This is a genomic window from Flavobacterium sp. CFS9 (assembly GCF_041154745.1).
In the GTDB taxonomy this organism is placed as follows: domain Bacteria; phylum Bacteroidota; class Bacteroidia; order Flavobacteriales; family Flavobacteriaceae; genus Flavobacterium.
In genome coordinates this window covers 284,879-301,882 of record NZ_AP031573.1, presented here as the reverse complement: position 1 = coordinate 301,882, position 17,004 = coordinate 284,879, and the positions used below count along the sequence as shown (strand labels likewise).

Annotated in this window: 20 protein-coding genes; 1 reads left to right on the top strand and 19 read right to left on the bottom strand. The window is 35.8% G+C overall.

The features are described 5' to 3' along the window. Window position 1: 1 nt before the first annotated feature. From ACAM30_RS01055 to ACAM30_RS01020, 8 genes are all read right to left on the bottom strand, one after another. Complete coding sequence (locus ACAM30_RS01055; RefSeq protein WP_369616820.1) at window positions 2–532, bottom strand: GNAT family N-acetyltransferase; 531 nt, start codon at window positions 530–532, stop codon at window positions 2–4. Between the two features lie 29 nt (window positions 533–561). Next, entirely contained in the window at window positions 562–1,668 is a 1,107-nt protein-coding gene (locus ACAM30_RS01050; protein ID WP_369616819.1) for an MBL fold metallo-hydrolase, read from the bottom strand. 1 nt (window position 1,669) lies between these two features. Then, on the bottom strand, window positions 1,670–2,092 hold the full coding sequence (locus ACAM30_RS01045) for a DUF1801 domain-containing protein (RefSeq protein ID WP_369616818.1): 423 nt from the start codon (window positions 2,090–2,092) through the stop codon (window positions 1,670–1,672). 70 nt (window positions 2,093–2,162) lie between these two features. Beyond that, window positions 2,163–2,531, bottom strand: a complete 369-nt coding sequence (locus ACAM30_RS01040) for an ester cyclase (RefSeq protein WP_369616817.1) — start codon at window positions 2,529–2,531, stop codon at window positions 2,163–2,165. 66 nt (window positions 2,532–2,597) lie between these two features. Continuing rightward, window positions 2,598–3,278: an aspartate/glutamate racemase family protein gene (locus ACAM30_RS01035; protein WP_369616816.1), complete on the bottom strand. Its 681-nt coding sequence runs from the start codon at window positions 3,276–3,278 to the stop codon at window positions 2,598–2,600. 19 nt (window positions 3,279–3,297) lie between these two features. Continuing rightward, window positions 3,298–3,720 (bottom strand): hypothetical protein, encoded by a 423-nt coding sequence (locus ACAM30_RS01030; protein WP_369616815.1) that lies wholly within the window; start codon window positions 3,718–3,720, stop codon window positions 3,298–3,300. Between the two features lie 76 nt (window positions 3,721–3,796). Next, a complete protein-coding gene (locus ACAM30_RS01025; protein ID WP_369616814.1) occupies window positions 3,797–4,285 on the bottom strand; it encodes an SRPBCC domain-containing protein in 489 nt (162 codons plus the stop codon). A 220-nt stretch (window positions 4,286–4,505) separates the two neighbouring features. Continuing rightward, window positions 4,506–5,291 (bottom strand): hypothetical protein, encoded by a 786-nt coding sequence (locus tag ACAM30_RS01020; RefSeq protein WP_369616813.1) that lies wholly within the window; start codon window positions 5,289–5,291, stop codon window positions 4,506–4,508. A gap of 376 nt (window positions 5,292–5,667) precedes the next feature. On the opposite strand from ACAM30_RS01020, the gene ACAM30_RS01015 reads away from it, so the two are divergent. Next, entirely contained in the window at window positions 5,668–8,175 is a 2,508-nt protein-coding gene (locus ACAM30_RS01015) for a M14 family zinc carboxypeptidase (protein ID WP_369616812.1), read from the top strand. A 101-nt stretch (window positions 8,176–8,276) separates the two neighbouring features. On the opposite strand, the gene ACAM30_RS01010 is transcribed toward ACAM30_RS01015, so the two are convergent. The 11 genes from ACAM30_RS01010 to ACAM30_RS00960 form a co-directional block, all read right to left on the bottom strand. Beyond that, on the bottom strand, window positions 8,277–8,708 hold the full coding sequence (locus tag ACAM30_RS01010; RefSeq protein ID WP_369616811.1) for a GNAT family N-acetyltransferase: 432 nt from the start codon (window positions 8,706–8,708) through the stop codon (window positions 8,277–8,279). Beyond that, window positions 8,705–9,364, bottom strand: coding sequence for a DUF2306 domain-containing protein (locus ACAM30_RS01005; RefSeq protein WP_369616810.1), 660 nt, complete (start codon window positions 9,362–9,364; stop codon window positions 8,705–8,707). Before ACAM30_RS01005 ends, ACAM30_RS01010 begins: the two co-directional genes overlap by 4 nt. Before the next feature lie 65 nt (window positions 9,365–9,429). After that, window positions 9,430–9,819: a DUF1801 domain-containing protein gene (locus ACAM30_RS01000; protein ID WP_369616809.1), complete on the bottom strand. Its 390-nt coding sequence runs from the start codon at window positions 9,817–9,819 to the stop codon at window positions 9,430–9,432. Between the two features lie 63 nt (window positions 9,820–9,882). Continuing rightward, complete coding sequence (locus ACAM30_RS00995; protein ID WP_369616808.1) at window positions 9,883–10,791, bottom strand: arginase family protein; 909 nt, start codon at window positions 10,789–10,791, stop codon at window positions 9,883–9,885. Between the two features lie 192 nt (window positions 10,792–10,983). After that, window positions 10,984–11,475, bottom strand: a complete 492-nt coding sequence (locus ACAM30_RS00990) for a YgcG family protein (protein WP_369616807.1) — start codon at window positions 11,473–11,475, stop codon at window positions 10,984–10,986. Between the two features lie 260 nt (window positions 11,476–11,735). Then, a complete protein-coding gene (locus ACAM30_RS00985; protein WP_369616806.1) occupies window positions 11,736–12,485 on the bottom strand; it encodes a DUF2314 domain-containing protein in 750 nt (249 codons plus the stop codon). Window positions 12,486–12,589: 104 nt separating this feature from the next. After that, on the bottom strand, window positions 12,590–13,549 hold the full coding sequence (locus tag ACAM30_RS00980) for a DUF6620 family protein (RefSeq protein ID WP_369616805.1): 960 nt from the start codon (window positions 13,547–13,549) through the stop codon (window positions 12,590–12,592). 27 nt (window positions 13,550–13,576) lie between these two features. Continuing rightward, window positions 13,577–14,509 carry a hypothetical protein gene (locus ACAM30_RS00975; protein WP_369616804.1) on the bottom strand — a complete coding sequence of 311 codons (933 nt, stop codon included), beginning with the start codon at window positions 14,507–14,509 and terminating at the stop codon, window positions 13,577–13,579. Window positions 14,510–14,521: 12 nt separating this feature from the next. After that, window positions 14,522–14,764, bottom strand: coding sequence for a hypothetical protein (locus ACAM30_RS00970; protein WP_369616803.1), 243 nt, complete (start codon window positions 14,762–14,764; stop codon window positions 14,522–14,524). After that, on the bottom strand, window positions 14,764–15,717 hold the full coding sequence (locus ACAM30_RS00965) for an SPFH domain-containing protein (RefSeq protein ID WP_369616802.1): 954 nt from the start codon (window positions 15,715–15,717) through the stop codon (window positions 14,764–14,766). The genes ACAM30_RS00970 and ACAM30_RS00965 overlap by 1 nt, the downstream gene beginning before the upstream one ends. A gap of 294 nt (window positions 15,718–16,011) precedes the next feature. Continuing rightward, window positions 16,012–16,992, bottom strand: a complete 981-nt coding sequence (locus ACAM30_RS00960; RefSeq protein WP_369616801.1) for a hypothetical protein — start codon at window positions 16,990–16,992, stop codon at window positions 16,012–16,014. Window positions 16,993–17,004: the final 12 nt, after the last annotated feature.

Sequence of the window (17,004 nt, the reverse complement as noted above, 5' to 3'; positions counted from 1 at the left end):
TTTAGGAATTAAGCGGGAGGCGAAAGCCGAATACAGCGAGTTCTCCCTGCATAAAGTCTAAGTCTTCAGATCTTTTGAAGCCCAGTTTTTCATACATTTCCCAGGCCGTTTTCATGGCTAAAGTGGAATGAATGATCAATTGAGCACGTTTGTTTGCAGCAGCTTTTTGGATGCATTCCTGTGTTAGAAGCTTACCAATTCCTTTTCCGCGGGCAGTTGGCGCAACTCCCAGTAATCGAAATCCGGCTGAGTTTTGTTCCTGAGTAGCAATCCCGCCTGAACCATAGTTTTTCATATCATTAAAATAGACCACAGCACCAAGAATAGTATTGTGTTCGTCAGCAGCGACTAAAAGCTCGGTTTGCGGTTGAAGTGTAAAATCGCCAATATTAGCCAGCATTTTGTAATAGTTGGGCTGCTCATTTTCTTTAGGGAAACCTTCTAATTGTGAGTAAACACTAATAAGGATTTTTCCTATTTCTTCAAATTCGGAAGGGAGCGCATTGCGCAGGGTATAAGCTGAAGCAATCATTATTTATTTTATTAATTGAAGAATGAGGATTATTTTATGCCTTTCCACCATTGCTGAAATTGCTGTTTTTCATTTTTTAGTTCGACTAATTCCCCGATCATCGGAGTAATTAATGGAATTGGGTTTTCCGATAAATTATTTAATTCAGTTACTTTTTTCAAAGGTTCGTCCCAGGAATGAGGGGCTAGTGAAAACTTAGAAGAATGCACCGGAAATACTCTTTTGGCATTCAAATCTTTCATGGCCTTGATAACGTCTTCGGGTAAATTATGAATGTATTTCCATGCAGGATTGTATTGGCCGTTGTCGATAAGAGCGATATCAAAAGGCCCAAATTGATTGCCGATTTCTTTAAAGTGAGTATCATAGCCGCTATCGCCGCCCAGATACATTTTAAAATCTTTGGTTTCCAGTACAAACGAGGTCCAAAGCGTGTTGCATCGTTTAAAGCTTCTGCCTGAGAAATGCCTTGAAGGAGTGGTATAAAGCGTTAAATTCTGCTCGAGTTCTATTTTTTCAAACCAGTCTTTTTCGATTATGCTTTCAGTTGGAAATCCCCAAAACTCAAAGTGAGAACCTACCCCAAGAGAACAGATGATTTGTTTTGTTTTGGATTTTAATTGAAGAATGGTTTCATAATCAAGATGATCATAGTGATCGTGCGTGATCAATAAATAATCAATTTCCGGAAGGTCGTCGACCTTGTAAATATCAGTTCCTTTGAATGCTTTTGTAGTACCTGGAATCGGGGAGGCATTGCCGCTGAGAACAGGGTCAATTAAAAAGCGTTTCCCTTCAAGCTGGATGAAATACGAAGAGTGTCCAAACCAAATCAGTACCTCTTTTTCAAGAGGCAGTTCCAGTAAATTGGTTTTGATGGATGGGATTATGTCAGACGGGGTTTTCCTGTCTACTTTTTTAAGAAGAAAATCATATAAAACCTGAGGGTACCCGTAACCTTCAGCCAATTCCGGTGTAAAGTTTTGATTTTCGAATTTGCCGTTTTTAAACTGAGGTGATTTCTGAATCAATGCCAATCTTTCTCCTGAAGGTGCTTTACCAAATTTTGGATGCTGTAAAAAGAAGTATAGTGTAAGGCCTAAAACCAGAATTATAAGTAGAAAAGGTGTAATCATTTTATTGAGGGGGATATAGTTCTTGTATATGTTCGACTGACACAGAGATCAATTTTTTAAGAATTTCTGGGTCAATATCGCTTAATTTCTTGACATAAATGCAACCTTTTTCGGCTTTGTGTTTTCCAAATTTAGAGAGTAGCTCCTCTCTTTTTTCAGGTGACGCGTAAATATAAAGTGAAATGGCAGCTTTTCTTGGTGAAAAAGCCACCAATGGAGCATCACCTTCGCGACCACTGGCATATTTGTAATGATAACTGCCGAAACCAACGATGCCGGGTCCCCACATTTTGGCTTCAAAACCTGTTTGTTCCTGCATCAGTTTGATCAACTCAAAAGAATCATTTCGTTTGGTCGTATCTTCGACAGCATTGATAAAATCGGCAACACTGTTTTCTGTTTCTATAGTTTTATTTTGTGCCATTTTTTACAGATTTAAGACATTACTTTTAATCTTTAGATTTTTGAATCTGAATCCGGAAGAATAAAATTTTTTAGAACATCCCATTTTCATTAATCATTTCGGTAGGAATGGATTGCCCTAGATCCCAAAACTCCACAATTTTATCCAATTCAAAACGCAGGATATGCACGACAGCAAAACCAATATCAGAAGGAGTTTGTTTCAGATGCGAATGTACAGCGACAAGATCTTTATCTTCCAGAATATGGTGTATCGTCAAAGTTTTATTGGGATTCTTTCGTGTTGATTCTTCCATGGCTAGCATCAGCGTTTCAGCATCTCCTTTAAAATAAGCATTGTGATGTTTGAAATTCTCGCCGGCATGTAGACGAAAAGCTTCGTGTGAATGTCCGTTTGCAGCGAGTTTTAAAAAGTCGCGTGCGATTTCTTTCTTAGTCATGGTATTTAGATTTAAGCTAACTAAGTTATGAAATAAATTGCACTAAACAGACCTAAGTGTTTATTTTTAAGATAGTATATAATCTACAATGGCTTGAGAATGTATTCTTGTAGTGTCAAAAACTGGTACAGAAAAATCGGACTGATTAAGCAGAAGCGGAATTTCGGTACATCCTAAAATGATACCTTCGGCACCTTGCCGGATAAGTTCATTTGCAATTTGGATATAATTTTGCCTCGAATCAGGATTGATAATTCCTCTCCCAAGTTCTTCTTTTAGAACATATTGTACGTAGTCTCGCGTTTCCTGTTTTTCGGGTATCAGGACATTCAGTCCAAAACTTTTAAGACGATCTTTGTAAAAATCCATTTCCATCGAAAATGAAGTTCCTATAAGCCCAATGGTCGTGATTTTTTCTTTCGTAATAATTTTTGCGGTTTCCGTTCCGATATGAATTAGCGGCAGCCCAATTTCATGTTCGATTTCATTAGCAAACATATGTGCCGTATTTGCGCATAAAACAATCGCATCAACACCGCTGTTTTTCAAACTTAAGCAGGCATTCAGTAAAAGTTCATAGGAATGATTCCATGTTTTTTCCTGAACATCGCCAAAATTCAACGAATAAATCAGACATTCAGCAAATTGGAGACCTCCTAATTTTTTATTTACTCCTTCGTTGATCAATTTGTAATAATCGATGGTAGAAACCCAGCTGATTCCGCCTACAAGCCCAATTTTCTTCATTATTTTATAAAGCGGAATTTTATGATTTAGAATCTTTTTTCGCGAATAATTTTATAGCCAGATACGCTGTCGGTATATAAGCAAAGAAAAGATCGGCGATCGTAAACCAAACCGGTGAAGGTAATGAACATACATTTACAATTCCCCCAAGCAAAAAGAAAGCACCAATAACCAGTCCTAGTTTTGTTTTATTACTGATGGCAATTAAAACGGTTGTTCCGGCACCTGCAAACGTACCTATTGCATGTGCGAGAAAGGGAAACAGAAAATGTTTGGGTTCAAACAAATGCATAGTTGCTTTTAGCCCCTCCATAGTTGTAACGTCAGCACCATTGGGAGGTGGAATGACTGAACTGCTCATTAATATGATAGCCATATTGACAATGCTTCCAACAAAAAGTCCAAGTATAACTGCTAATGTATTTCTTAAAATGGGGTTCATAGTCATCGTTTTAGTAAAACGAATTTATGAAATTTATAGTTGGTATTGCAATTATTGAATCTTGTAATTGTATTTTTTATTCTTTTTCAGAAAGTTTTTTCTCGTTTTCTGTTTGAGGTTTTCCGGTGGCGTTTGGTTCCCCTTTTCCGGTTGTAATTAATTTAAGCAGACTGTTTCCGATATAATTGGTCCACGCACCTCTGCAAATTTCAAAACATTCGTATTCCGGTACTAAACCCACGTGGGTAAAACGAAGTTCCGTCTTACCGTTTTTTTGCGAAATCTCAAAAGTTGGGTGAGTTCCCGTCCATTCCGTTTTATCTTCCGTGAATTTGAAGTAGTTTTGCTCTACCAGCCAGACTATTTTCTGATTCGGAATTACTTCTATGATTTTTACTTTACAACGATGGATATCTTCGTAATGATAGTCAAATTCATCGTTTAGTTTCGCACTATTGCCTTCGATTTCTTCCGACCACCAGCCGCGAACATTCGTAACAGCATCGAAAACTTCCTGCGGAGACTCGTCTACAATTATAACTGTGGTAAAATTTGTTGTACTCATCTGATAATGTTTTAAACGTTATAATACAAATTTAGAATTTAATTATCAATGTGTTAGGGGTGTTAAGAGACAAAATTGAGGGGCGAATCAGACAAGGTTTTTTATAATTAGATAATTAGACAATTAGATAATTAGATTGTTAGGTTTTCGGCTTGCATCTTACATTTTATAAATCACATTTCATATCCCAAAGCGAGAGCAGTTCAGGAGCGCCTTAGGTCTACTCAATTCTTTTGACCACATTGTCGAGATCATTCACTACAAGTTTCAGAATGATTTTATGGTGTGGGAAATATTTTTGTATATCGTTTCTTAATACAACAAAAGGCTCAACGGTCGACGGGTCGTCTTTAACCGATTCGTTGCATGAAATAGAGATTTCGTAGTTGTTATTGATTTTTTCTAAGTAAACATACTTGGTTATGGCATCATCAAAAAAGGTTGTTTTTTGAAGGGCCTCAGCAATTTTATCTGCTTCGTTTTCATTAATATTGCTTTGATAGGCAATTTCATGATTCATAATGCCATATTTTTTAGTTGACTCTGTGAGGCCTCTGTTTGCTGTTTCGGTTAAAAAGGCAATACTGAATATTCCGCCAAGAAGAACTGAAATACCAATAACCGAAATGAGAATGATTCTCGGCCAGGCAAAATGTTCGCCGCCATTTTCGAGGTGTTTGCTAATTTGTTTTTCCTGATATTCTTTGGTGAAATAAGTGGCAATTGCCATATAAATTAAAGGGAAAACGATATTTGGAATCTTAGCACTGATGTGTTCCGGAATTAAGAATATCAGGGCAAAGATAAAAATAGTTGCAAGTATGGTTATAATCCAGGTTCTTTTAGCTTTGCCGGAATCACCAAAAACCTTAAAATTCTCCGCTAAAAAATACCCCGCAACCAAAGGCCCTCCTAAGAAAGTGCCAACACGGATTGCGTTGTCGGTATAGATTTTTTCGGTTGGTACTTCTTCAAAAACTGATTTTTCAATTGCTGTTTCTTCCATAATAGAGTTTTGGGGTATTTGTCTTTTTTAATTTGGTTTTGATGGGGTAAAAATAGGAATTACAAAGAGAATCTTGTCTAGTTGAAAAGTCTTTTATACTTTATATTCGGGTATTGTTTATCGTATGAGTATCTATTTTCATTTCATCAGATGTATTTTTGCAGTTTGCTGCGGACTGTTCTTTTAAATTGTAACAGGCTGTTTTTTTGATGAACAAAAATACAGATTTAATCCCGAAAGAAAAGAAGCAGAACAATTTTTAATAGTAAGCTAAATTGCGAAATAGCTTCTGTAAAATGATAATATTCCTGGTGATTTTAGAAAAGAGATGAAGTTAATTGTTATTTTTAACCAACCATCTAAAACCAAATTATTTATGAAGAAAATATTCTTTGTAGCAGTTCTGCTGTTTGTCATTACTTTTTCTGCCTTTGCACAATTAAAAGCACCTTCAGAATTTATTCCGAATTACGGAAAACAAATTAGTTATTACCATCAGGTTGAAGAGTATTTTAAATATCTGACGGAACAATCGCAATCGATCAAAAAACAAAAATACGGCACAACCAACGAGCAGCGGGATCTGAATGTTTATTATATTTCGGCTCCTGAGAATTTGGCCAATCTGGAACAAATCAGAAATAATAATTTAGCTGCAATCGGACTATCAGATAAAAAAACGAGTGGAGTTGAAAATAAAATTATTGTCTGGCTGAGTTTTAATGTTCACGGAAATGAGTTTGCCGGAACCGAAAGTGCCTTAACCGTGGCCTATGAACTTTTGAATTCCTCCAACGAAGCTACAAAGCAGTGGCTTAAAAATACCATTGTAATTCTTGATCCATGTATCAATCCCGACGGTTATTCAAGATATGGAAACTGGCTGAGAGAAATCTCCGGAAAAAAAACACATCCGGGTTTGTACGACAGAGAGCATATGGAAGTCTGGCCAGGCGGAAGATACAATCATTATCTTTTTGATTTGAACCGCGACTGGGCCTGGCAGACGCAAATTGAATCGCAGCAGCGCATTAAATTGTACAATCAATGGATGCCACAAGTGCATACTGATGTGCATGAAATGAGTTACAATTCCCCTTATTTTTTCCCGCCGGCTGCAGAACCTCTGCATGAATTTATTGAACAATATCAGAAGGATTTTTATACGGTTTTAGGTAAAAATATTTCGCAGAAGTTTGATAAGGAAAATTGGATGTACAACACCCGAGAACGATTTGATTTATTTTATCCGAGTTACGGAGATACTTATCCGACCTATAATGGAGCCGTGGGGCTTACATTGGAAAAAGGCGGAATAGGAGCAGGACGTGAAGTAACAATGGAAAACGGCTCGAATGTTACCATAAAAGACCGTTTGACGCAGCATGCAGCCGCAGTTTTGACGGTGGTAGAAAGCGCTGCTTCACAAAAAGAAGTATTACTGAAAGGTTTTAGGGATTTTCATATCAATGCTCGTAAAAAAGCCAAAGGGGTTTACAATACGTATGTTTTGAAAAATAATCCTAAACTGGAACAATTGGTGGAGCTGCTTCAAAAGAATGATGTTGAATATAGCTATGCGGACGCTTCAGGAAGTGCTTCGGGATTTCATTATCAAACCAAGAAGAATGAGAGTTTTAAGATCGAAGTCAATGATTTGATTATTAAAGCCGATCAGCCAAGATCGGTTTTAACGCAGGTTTTGTTTGAGCCCAATCAAAAGTTAAATGACAGTTTATCGTATGACATTACCGCCTGGGCGCTTCCTTTAGCTTATGGAGTTGACGGTTATGCGGTCAAAAATAGTGTTCAGATTAAAACAAAGAATACCATTGCGTCTGCAGAAAAAAACATCCCGGAATCCGTTTACGCTTTTTATGTTCCGTGGAATAACAGAACGTCCGCACAAGTCGTTTCTTTATTGCATCAGGCGGGAATAAAAGTACGTTCGGCCATGAAAAAAGCAGTTTTCGGAACGGTTACGGTTGAACCGGGAGGATTAATTGTCAGTAGGGCAGACAATCCAAAAATTACTGATTTTGAAAAGACAGTCAGTAATATTATCAAAATCAAAACCGATTTTAGTTTTATAACAACAGGATTTTCGACCAATTCTAAAGATATCGGAGGGGAGAATTTTACCTTACTTAAAGCGCCAAAAATATTAATGCTGTCCGGAAAAGGAGTGGTTTCAACTGAGTTTGGAGCGACCTGGTTTTATCTGGACGAAACGGTTGCTTATCCGGTGAGTATCGTAGAAACGGCAAATTTCAACAGAGTTAAATTGTACAATTATAATACTTTGATTCTCTCAGACGGTAGCTATGACCTGGGGGAAGATCAAAAAAAACAAATTGATGAATGGGTAAAAAATGGCGGAAAAGTTATTGCCATGGCCAATGCAATCTCATTGTTTCAGGATCGTGAAGGATATGCTTTGAGTATGTTTGCGAGTAAAGAGGATAAAGAAAAATCAGAAAAAGAAGAGAAAGAGATCGAACTTAAAAAGCGTTTTCTGGACTTTGAAGGTTCTGAACGAAGAGAAATCTCGGGTTCGATTCCCGGTGCCATTATCGAAAATAAACTCGATAAAACCTATCCGATGGCTTTCGGCTTAGGAAATACGTATTTCAGTCTTAAAAGTAACGAAAGATCATTCTCATTACTAAAAAAGGCAATCAACGTGGCATACATTCCGAAAGATTATGTGAGCTATGGATTTGTAGGTAACGATATTAGAAAAAAACTGAACGAAACGGTAAGTTTTGCTGTGGACAAAAGAGGCGACGGAGCCGTAATTTATATGATGGACAACCCGCTTTTCAGAGGTTTTTGGGAAAATGGAGTTTTATTGTTCAGCAATGCTCTTTTCTTAGTACGTTAAAAAACTAAAAGCTTTATTTCTGCTCTTCAAGTCTCTTTGAAGAGCGGATTTTTTTTTTGATGAACGTCAAAAATAGGTCAGGCAAATACTTCTTTCACGTTTTATTTTGTACTCTTTGTCAATTCAAACAAAATATAGGGGCCGTGTTCTGATAAGCCTCTCTCTTTGATGGTAAAACCTTTTTGCTGATAAAAAATAACAGCTTTAGTGTTGTTTTCAAGGCATTTGAGTGTAATTGGAAAATCGGTTTTCTGAATGGCGGCTTGTAACAAAGCGCTTCCGATACCTTTACTTTGATAGTCTTGATCTACATACAAATGATGTATGAAACGATTTTTCATCCAGATCGAAATAAATCCAACGACAGTTTCATCAATTCGCGCGACTAAAATTATTTCTCCTTTAGTTAAGGAATCAAAATCTTTGAGTTGAAATACTGACGAATCAAGCCAATAAAAAGTAGATCGCCTTTCTTGTAGGAATAAGGTTCTTAAGATGTCATAATCGTTTTTTTGAACCGGGGTTATTTTCATTCCAAATTTATTTTAGCCTGATTTTGTTTGTTATTGAGTTTTCTGATCCAATAAACAATATAGAAGCCGCCAATTGTTCCTGGAATAAACCATCCGTAGATGCTGGGAATAAATTGGTTTACTACAATAAAAGCAGTAGTCGCGGAGATATAACCGCCAATCATTTTTCCTAAATGTAATTTAAGCCAGACCCTTTGAAGCTTACTCTTGTTTTGGAACAGCAGAAAATCCCTGGTCGAAAAAATGAGCCCGACGAGACCCAGAACCGTAAGAACAATATTAATTTTTTGGTTTACAAGTGGATTGTATAAAATCATTAAAATTCCCGTGATGATCATAATTCCGGATATGATTTTATCCGTTTTTAAATTGATGCTTTTGTTTTTGAATTGTAAAGCCCGATAGCCTGTTATAGTGAAATAAGAGCTAAACAGACCAATTGAAAATAAAAAAGGACTCTCATGTTTAGGCAAGCTTGATATAATTAAAGCCGTTAGAGCCGATAAAAGCATTGTATAGTAAAAAAGCTTTCCGGATTTTTTATGGATATTTTTTCCTTTTTTAGATGCTAACGAAAGGAATCCCGAAAGAAGCGCAATGCCGCCAAACAGAGCATGAAAATAGATGAGTATTTGTATTAGTTGTTCTTTCTCCATTTAAAAAATTAAAGAGTTTTTAGGATTGCTTTTTAGTTCAAAGACTGAATATAATACTTTTTAAATTATTTCAATCGTATTAAAACTCCCTTACGCTTGACAATGTTTTTATAGTCCCACTGAATTTCTTTTGCTTTTTGAAGCCAGCGTTTTATATCTGACGGAACAATTTGATTGCTTGAGGTATAGCGGAATTCTGCAGCCTTGAAAGAACCTTCATTAACAAGTTGTTCTTCATCAAACGACTGACCGCTCCAAAACAATAACCGGACATCCCTTTTTAGTTTGCTGTAGCCTACAATAGGATTACCTTCTAAAAACCAAACCGGATGTGCGTGCCAGATTTTGTTTTCGGCATCCGGCAGATTTTCGTCGATTAAAGCAGCGAGCTGATTGCAGATTTCCTGATCAGAGCTGCTTTGTGCATGGTTATAATCTTGTACGGCTGTATTCATGATGATAAGAGGTTTTAAGTTTTATCGATGGAATGAGTTAAAATACGTTTTTTCAAATTTGATTTAAGTGCCTAAATGGATATGTTGATTAAAAGTAGCCGAAAAGTGATTTACAAACTCTTTGGTGTATTGTCCGGTGGGATCGAGATCAGGATCTAAAATGGTAATTTCAAGTCCGGTTAACAGATTACTCTGAAAAAGGAGAGAAGTCAGCTCGTTAAATTCGGCATAAGTAAGTCCGTCTGGAGTTCTGCTGTCGACGCAAGGCATTATGCTGTCATTCAAAACATCGACATCGATATGCAGCCAGAAACCATCGAGATTTTTATTTTCTATTTCTGAAAGAAATGATTGTACGCTTTTCAAAATACCTTGTTTTCGCAAGTGGCCCAGACTAACATAGGCAGCAGAAGAGTTGCGAATTTCATTTTCATACTCGTCGTCATATTCACGGTTTCCTACACACCAGAGATTTTCTTCTTTGATATAAGGACGCAGATTTAGAATATTGGTTAGTTTGTCTGCTCCGTTTCCGGTAACTATCGAGGCTGCCATTCCGCCAACTCCTCCGGTTTCGGATAGCGAGACATTCATAAAATCGGTATGACCATCAAGATAGAATAATCCGTAGTTTCCTTTTTGTTTTAAGGCTATAGCTGTTCCTAAAAGTATACTGCAGTCTCCGCCTAAGATAAAAGGAAATTTGTTCTGAGAAAGTAAATTGTTTATCAGATAAGCTTGCTCTCTGGCATAATCGATTAGTGAATTGCTATTGAGAATTTGAGTTTCAGGATCCCGCTTATTTGAATATTTTGGAGGATCAAGTCTAGTAATACTTTTAGGATGAATGATTTTATGAAGCTGGTGTTTCCATAACCAGTCAGGCAAGTTTTTTACGCCCGGTTCTTTTCCGGGTTGAGGTTCTTTTAAACCCAGATTCGACGGAAATTCAACAATGCATATTTCTTTCATAATCCTTTTTATTTAGTGATAAAGTTATGAAAATAAACTACGCACAAGGCCTTAAAGCCCCTAAGTTTATGGCTCATAATTGCAAGAGAACGAATGAATTTTTCTTTAAATAATAAATCCGACCTGCGATAACAAGTCGGATTTTAATACTTTAGGATAACAGTTTCTAATCGTAATAAGAATTAGATTTTATTATTCCAGTTTTTTAATAAGCTGAATCGAACCTTCCTGTAAGGCTTTATAATAATCACCTTTTTTCAATTCCGGTAATACATAAGTTGATACAATGTCTTTAATTTCCTGATCACTCATTTTAGGACGTAGTTTATTGACCCCCTGAATCTGAATTTGTCTCAATTGCTTGCTTAAAACAATTAAAATTGAAGAATCTATCTTTAATTTAGAAACCAGATATTGTTCTAAATCTGAAGAGTAATCTGTAAGGTTAGTGTATGGTGCTATTGAAGAGAGAGTTACAATAGTAATTTTAGTTTTAGTTTTTGTTTCACCGGCTTTTAAAAAGTCGCTCAAACTCTTGCTTTGGCTTGAAGTAAGTATTTTTTCAAAATCATTTACGTAATTAGTAGATTTTGCAAAAATATCGGGTGTTTCGGTTTTGGTTTGTGCAATAACCATTGCAGGTAAAAGAAGAGCGAATGTTACTATGAGCACTATTTTTTTCATGGCAGATTTGTTTTGGGTGCCGCAAAATTAGTGCTTTATTATTAAAAACAAGTCTTTAAATTGTTATGATAAATTTTTTTTTAAACAAAGTAATATCATTGCAGCCAAAGGGAGAAATCTCACAAGAAACTTCACTAAGTTAAGGTCTAATCTTTGTCGATTTACAATTGAGATTTGATTCACCTATTGGTTATCGTTTGAAAAGAAAGGGATAGAAAAAAATCCAACCTGTATTTACAAATCGGATTTTTAGGTATTGTTTATTGCAATAAAGGAATTAAATGTTCCCAGTTCAGTTGTTTTGCAAAGTCAAGCGCGGTCTTGCCGTTGCTGGTTTTAGCTTTTGTGTCTGCTCCCGATTGCAGTAAAACTTCAACAGAGGTTTTATTTCCTGCAATTGTTTCGCGATGTAAAAAAGTATAACCTAGTTCGTCTGCTACGCTAAGTTCTTCTGGATTATTTTTGACAAAATCAATAAGGCTTTCTTTCATGTTTTTGCTCATTGGGTGCTCTATGAGGTTTTCCGGTTTTTCTTTTTGATCTGAAACCACCAGAATATCGTTGTAATCTCCAAAATCTAATCCCCAGGCTTCGTCGTGGTCTTCCCTTTCTTCTTCATTCATTTCTGAACGCATCGCCTGTATTGTAAAGGCTCCGTAGGTCTTACCCTGAGTAGCAAATAGCCAGTCGCTTATTTGATTTACGGGAATTTGTACTTCATCGCCATTATTAACATTGGTTAAATCGTTTGGCTGATTGACTAAGATGCCATAAATAGTATCACCGTCAAAATTGATATCATTAATCCACATATGCTCTACTATAGTCTCGCCGTCTATTTCTTGCATAAAAGCCAGTTTTACACAGGCAACGTCCAGTCCCGGAATTATTCGGCGGTATTCCCATGATAATTCTCTCCAAAAATATTTAAAGGTTTCTTGTGCTTTTTGATAGGCTTCGATCATTTTTGGACTTTCTCCGTCGGCAAAGAATGTAGGTGTGTTTTCCATTGTGTATTATTTTATAGCTTTTAAAGAATTTTAAGAAATTTTAAAACGAATAAAAAACCGATTTGTTTTGCAAATCGGTTTTCTTGATCATCAAAAAAGTCAATTTAGAAATTTACATCGTCTGCGATGTTTCCACCTTGTTCTGCGGCAAATTTAGCGGCATACTCTTTTTGTTTTTCCTGTTGGTAATTGAAGAATTCATTAATGTCTTCGGAGTTCCAATTTTGATTTTGCTCCGTCATCCATTGCATGGCAACAGATTGGAAATCTGCTAAATTGATTCCGAAGTTTTCCAGAATCCACTGAGCACCATCAATTCCGTATTCGTAAGCTGCCTGTCTTGCTCCGGCAAGTTCTTCATAAAAATAACGATCTGTTCTGATTCTTTCAAGGTTAGCGGCTCCTTCTTCCGAAGTTTCGGCTTTCAGATTCTCTAATTGCGGAACGGTTACATTTTCAGCATAATATTGTCCAAACAAAGTCGTAACAGTAAACGAAGTATCCTCTCCCATGCGCTGTGGCCAGATAGTATTTAGCTCTTCCCAAACTGCCGGTTCAAATCCCATTGCTTTACATACTTCAAGATAATCAATTCCGGCGCTTATTTTAAGACACATTGCCGTATAAGTTCTTAAATCTACTCCATGTACTGGCTCTAAAAACGGATTGTTATCATCTACTTTTACAAATCCTGAAGTTTGAACTCCCGTATACTTTAATGAATTAGCATGTTCAAAACGAATCATTTGGTCTGAGTCACAGTTGTTCCATTCCTTATATACTTCTCTTCTGTAATTGAAGTAAATATTTTGAACGTCTTTTTCGTCAAGATTTTCTCCACTTGCACGCTCGTCTGCGATCCAGGCTTCAGATCTTTCCGCTACTTCATTGTCGAAATCCTCTACAGAATAATGTGTGCCGTGTAAAGTTTCGGGATCATATTCTGTTTCCTGATAATTATCTTCATAATCATTTTCATAATTATTGTTTGAAGTCTGAGCTTCATAATTTTGATTTTCCTGTTTGTTGTCTCCGGTTAAGGCTCCAAAAAGTTTTTTAAACATTTTTCTGTTTGTTTAAGGGTTAATAAATTATAAATGTTGTAATTGGTTTTGATACATTTTTTCGTTGTGTTCTTTCAAATCGGGAGTGATTTTGTTCCATTCGTCATACATCGCACGCAAATAGATCTGATGCAGTTTTGGCGCATTTTTAATCACAAACTGTCTTTGTTCTTCAAGTTCATCCATCTTTGCCAAAATTTGATTCAGTACTTTTTTATCCGATTCGTGAATTTTACTCAGACTTAATTCATGACGCTGATGGTACAATTCACGCTCTTTGTTATTTTCGATTTCAAAAGCTTCATATAGATGTGCTGTTCTTTGTTCAGCCAGACCTCTTGCAATATTTTGCAGATTTCTGGCTTGTGTGCTGGGAGCAAATGTATTTTGGGTATTGCAATACGGACACTGAATATAAGTTTCGATTAAAAAGATTTTTTCGATCTCAATATTCCCTCCACATTGTGTGCAGTTGAATTTATTTTTGATTGCTTCAAATTCGTCCAGTATTTTTTTGTACTCCATTTCAAGATCACGTTCCTGTGTTTTTTCAATCTGATTTCTCCAATATTCGTATTGATCTTCAAAATCATTATGACGATCTGAACAGACGTTTCTGAAATCTGATACTAAATTGTGATGTTTGCTTAGGACAGAAATTTGGGAACTGTAATGACTGTAAACGGCAATAATTTTTTCTTCATAAGTAACTCTCGCTTTTTCTCTGATATTTGACAATTGACCATTTACACCGGAATACACCCTGTGAAAAGCTCTTTTGTATAAATCATCATCATTTTGAAGAATCTCTTTCAATTCGGGAATTGCAGCAGTTGCAAATTCTTCCAGTTTGGCTTCGAGTTTTTCTAAAAAGTTAAACCATCTTTCCTGTGATTGCTGAAGCTCCGAATACCATTCCGGAAGAGCTTCGTCTTTTTGTTTGTTAAATAATCCGAACATTACTTTATAGGTTTAAATTGAATTGTCTTCTTTTTTGAGGTAAACGCCATCTGTAAGCTTTACGCTCAAAAACTCAAATCCGCAGTAGGCACAATGCGTTAGTCCGTCTTGTTTAGCTCTTCCTGCGCCACAGTTTGGACAGTCTTTTGCATTCATTTTGGCTTCGGTCATCTCCGTTTCTCCGCCATAATTCGTTTGCTTTTGTGCATTTTCTTTAAGCCTGCTCAAAAATGAATTTACTTTTTTCTCTTCCATTACAACTGACTTAATAATTCTGTTTTCTTCGATTTAAATTCCTCTTCGTCAATTAAACCGGCATCAAACAAAGATTTTAGTTTTTGAAGTTTTGAGGTCAGATCGTCTTTTATTTCTTCTTTTGGAATTTCCTTATTCTGCTGCAGCTGATTTAAAAGGATTCCCATGCTTAAGGCATTTTGAGTTGCCTGGTGAAGTGCCGTTCCTTTATCACCAATGGCAGTTGCGGTATTGAATTTGGTAAATTTATCCATATCGGTTACCATATTCATATTGGTGATTTTGTCGTAATGTGCTGTTACTTCTTCCGGTAAGGTTACGCTGGTAATAACAAACTGAGTCAGCTCAATTCCGAATTGCTCAAAATAGGGTTTGAGATAAGGTTCTATTTTTTTTCCCAGTTGCGTAATGTTTCCGGCAACATCGGTAACCGTTATATTTTCGTTTGCTAATACTTCTCCAAATTTTGGAGCGACAAAATCCCTTAGTTGATTTTGCAGTTCAAAAATGGTCAGCTGCTGGTATGTTCCTGCGTATTGGCGAAAGAATTTGGCAACATCTGTAATTTTAATATCAAAACTTCCAAAAGCACGAATTCTGATTTGTCCAAATTGAGGATCGTTTAGAAGAATTGGGGCAGGAGTTCCCCATTTGTTATTGATAAACTGATGTGTATTGAAAAAATAAACATCGACTTTAAACGGGCTTTCAAATCCGTATTTCCAGCCTTTTAGTTTGCTTAGAATTGGAATATTTTCTGTAGACAAAGTATGTAGTCCGGGTAAATAAACATCGGCAAGCTGACCTTCATTTAAAAGCATGACTTGCTGACTTTCGCGAACGGTTAATTTTGCGCCATTTTTGATTTCTTTGTCTTCGTCAGCGAATTTCCACATTAGTAAATTGGGATCACTGGTAGTGGCTTCTATTATTTCTATGAAAGGTAATGTCATGAATCTCTTATTTATAAGTAATAAAAATAAGAATTATAAGACGACTACAATACTTTTTTATGTCAAGTTTTTAACATTTTTTCGTTTGTTAAATTTTATGACTTTGTATTGTCCTTTCGACTGAAAGTTGAAATCGCCCAAGAAATTACGCATAGTAAAGTCCGGATCTTTGTCGATTATAGGAGTTTAATTTGCTTCTCTTATTCATTATCGCCCGAGTCTCCCTTTGATCAAAAGGAAAACGAATAGACGAAGCAAATCCGATCTGCTTTCGCAAATCGGATTTTATAAAGTTTAACTTGATTTCCATTTTGTTAGAATTTCTAAAAAATCATTTTGCATGCTTTCAAAATCATAACTGATTTTTTTCTTCTTAAGCTTTTCAATTGTTGCATTTAAAGAAACTAAAATATGTTCGGCTATAGCCTGTTTTTGTTTGATATAACTCAAATCACTTAATTCTTTCTCGAAATTTATTTCATTTACGATCTTCCCTTTTTGAGAATTAAAATTACCATATTCATATCGATTTCTTAGGAAATACCCGTGGCTTTCAATTTCTTGTTTTGAAAATATTTTGAGTAGTTCCGGATAAAAATCTTTTTGTTTTAATTTCAAACTTTCATCAGCGATTATATAATTTGTTTTACATGAATTATTATCATAAAAGCTATAAGAGCATGAAAATATTATTTGATTAATGGCTGTACCATATTTTTCAGGTTTCATTTTTAAATCTAATTCCGGCTGAAGCTCTTTATCTATACTCTCAATGACTGATTTAGAATTTTCATAGCAATTACTAATTGTCCGTGTAATCAAAATAGGGTTTTTAGGAATCCAGTTTCGTTGATTGGCTAAAGTCAAATCTTGTATATCTTCTTGAATATTATATTCATTTAAAATGGTCTTTTTTTCAGATAACATTGGGCTTTCAAAATAAGAAGTTCTGCCTTTTTCCATTGTAAAGCCATCTTTTCTTTTAGACCATATTGCATCCACAAATCTTGGTTCACGAAATTTGTTTATGAAACAGGTTTCGGGATTTCCATTAAAAAACATTCCTTTTACGGCTTGTAATGGTTCATGTTTTCCCCAACCAACTATGGCAAGGCTTTCACAAATTTTTACTGCATTGTTCCAATCACTTACATTTTTGTATTCTGCAAATTTTAAAAACTCATTAATTAATTCTTCTCTTAATAATTTTTGGTCTTGTTTCTCTAGATATTCTTTGAGTTCCTGAAGAGTATCTAAATTGTATATTGAATTCATAGATGAATGTGT

Coding starts and splice junctions, on each gene's coding strand:
- ACAM30_RS01040 (WP_369616817.1), bottom strand. CDS start 2,531: ATGACTAAGAAAGAAATCGCACGCGACTTTTTAAAACTCGCTGCAAAC.
- ACAM30_RS01055 (WP_369616820.1), bottom strand. CDS start 532: ATGATTGCTTCAGCTTATACCCTGCGCAATGCGCTCCCTTCCGAATTT.
- ACAM30_RS01010 (WP_369616811.1), bottom strand. CDS start 8,708: ATGAAAATAACCCCGGTTCAAAAAAACGATTATGACATCTTAAGAACC.
- ACAM30_RS00960 (WP_369616801.1), bottom strand. CDS start 16,992: ATGAATTCAATATACAATTTAGATACTCTTCAGGAACTCAAAGAATAT.
- ACAM30_RS01045 (WP_369616818.1), bottom strand. CDS start 2,092: ATGGCACAAAATAAAACTATAGAAACAGAAAACAGTGTTGCCGATTTT.
- ACAM30_RS00980 (WP_369616805.1), bottom strand. CDS start 13,549: ATGTTTAAAAAACTTTTTGGAGCCTTAACCGGAGACAACAAACAGGAA.
- ACAM30_RS01000 (WP_369616809.1), bottom strand. CDS start 9,819: ATGAATACAGCCGTACAAGATTATAACCATGCACAAAGCAGCTCTGAT.
- ACAM30_RS01025 (WP_369616814.1), bottom strand. CDS start 4,285: ATGAGTACAACAAATTTTACCACAGTTATAATTGTAGACGAGTCTCCG.
- ACAM30_RS01005 (WP_369616810.1), bottom strand. CDS start 9,364: ATGGAGAAAGAACAACTAATACAAATACTCATCTATTTTCATGCTCTG.
- ACAM30_RS01035 (WP_369616816.1), bottom strand. CDS start 3,278: ATGAAGAAAATTGGGCTTGTAGGCGGAATCAGCTGGGTTTCTACCATC.
- ACAM30_RS00985 (WP_369616806.1), bottom strand. CDS start 12,485: ATGGAAAACACACCTACATTCTTTGCCGACGGAGAAAGTCCAAAAATG.
- ACAM30_RS00995 (WP_369616808.1), bottom strand. CDS start 10,791: ATGAAAGAAATATGCATTGTTGAATTTCCGTCGAATCTGGGTTTAAAA.
- ACAM30_RS00965 (WP_369616802.1), bottom strand. CDS start 15,717: ATGACATTACCTTTCATAGAAATAATAGAAGCCACTACCAGTGATCCC.
- ACAM30_RS00990 (WP_369616807.1), bottom strand. CDS start 11,475: ATGAAAAAAATAGTGCTCATAGTAACATTCGCTCTTCTTTTACCTGCA.
- ACAM30_RS01020 (WP_369616813.1), bottom strand. CDS start 5,291: ATGGAAGAAACAGCAATTGAAAAATCAGTTTTTGAAGAAGTACCAACC.
- ACAM30_RS00975 (WP_369616804.1), bottom strand. CDS start 14,509: ATGTTCGGATTATTTAACAAACAAAAAGACGAAGCTCTTCCGGAATGG.
- ACAM30_RS01015 (WP_369616812.1), top strand. CDS start 5,668: ATGAAGAAAATATTCTTTGTAGCAGTTCTGCTGTTTGTCATTACTTTT.
- ACAM30_RS01050 (WP_369616819.1), bottom strand. CDS start 1,668: ATGATTACACCTTTTCTACTTATAATTCTGGTTTTAGGCCTTACACTA.
- ACAM30_RS00970 (WP_369616803.1), bottom strand. CDS start 14,764: ATGGAAGAGAAAAAAGTAAATTCATTTTTGAGCAGGCTTAAAGAAAAT.
- ACAM30_RS01030 (WP_369616815.1), bottom strand. CDS start 3,720: ATGAACCCCATTTTAAGAAATACATTAGCAGTTATACTTGGACTTTTT.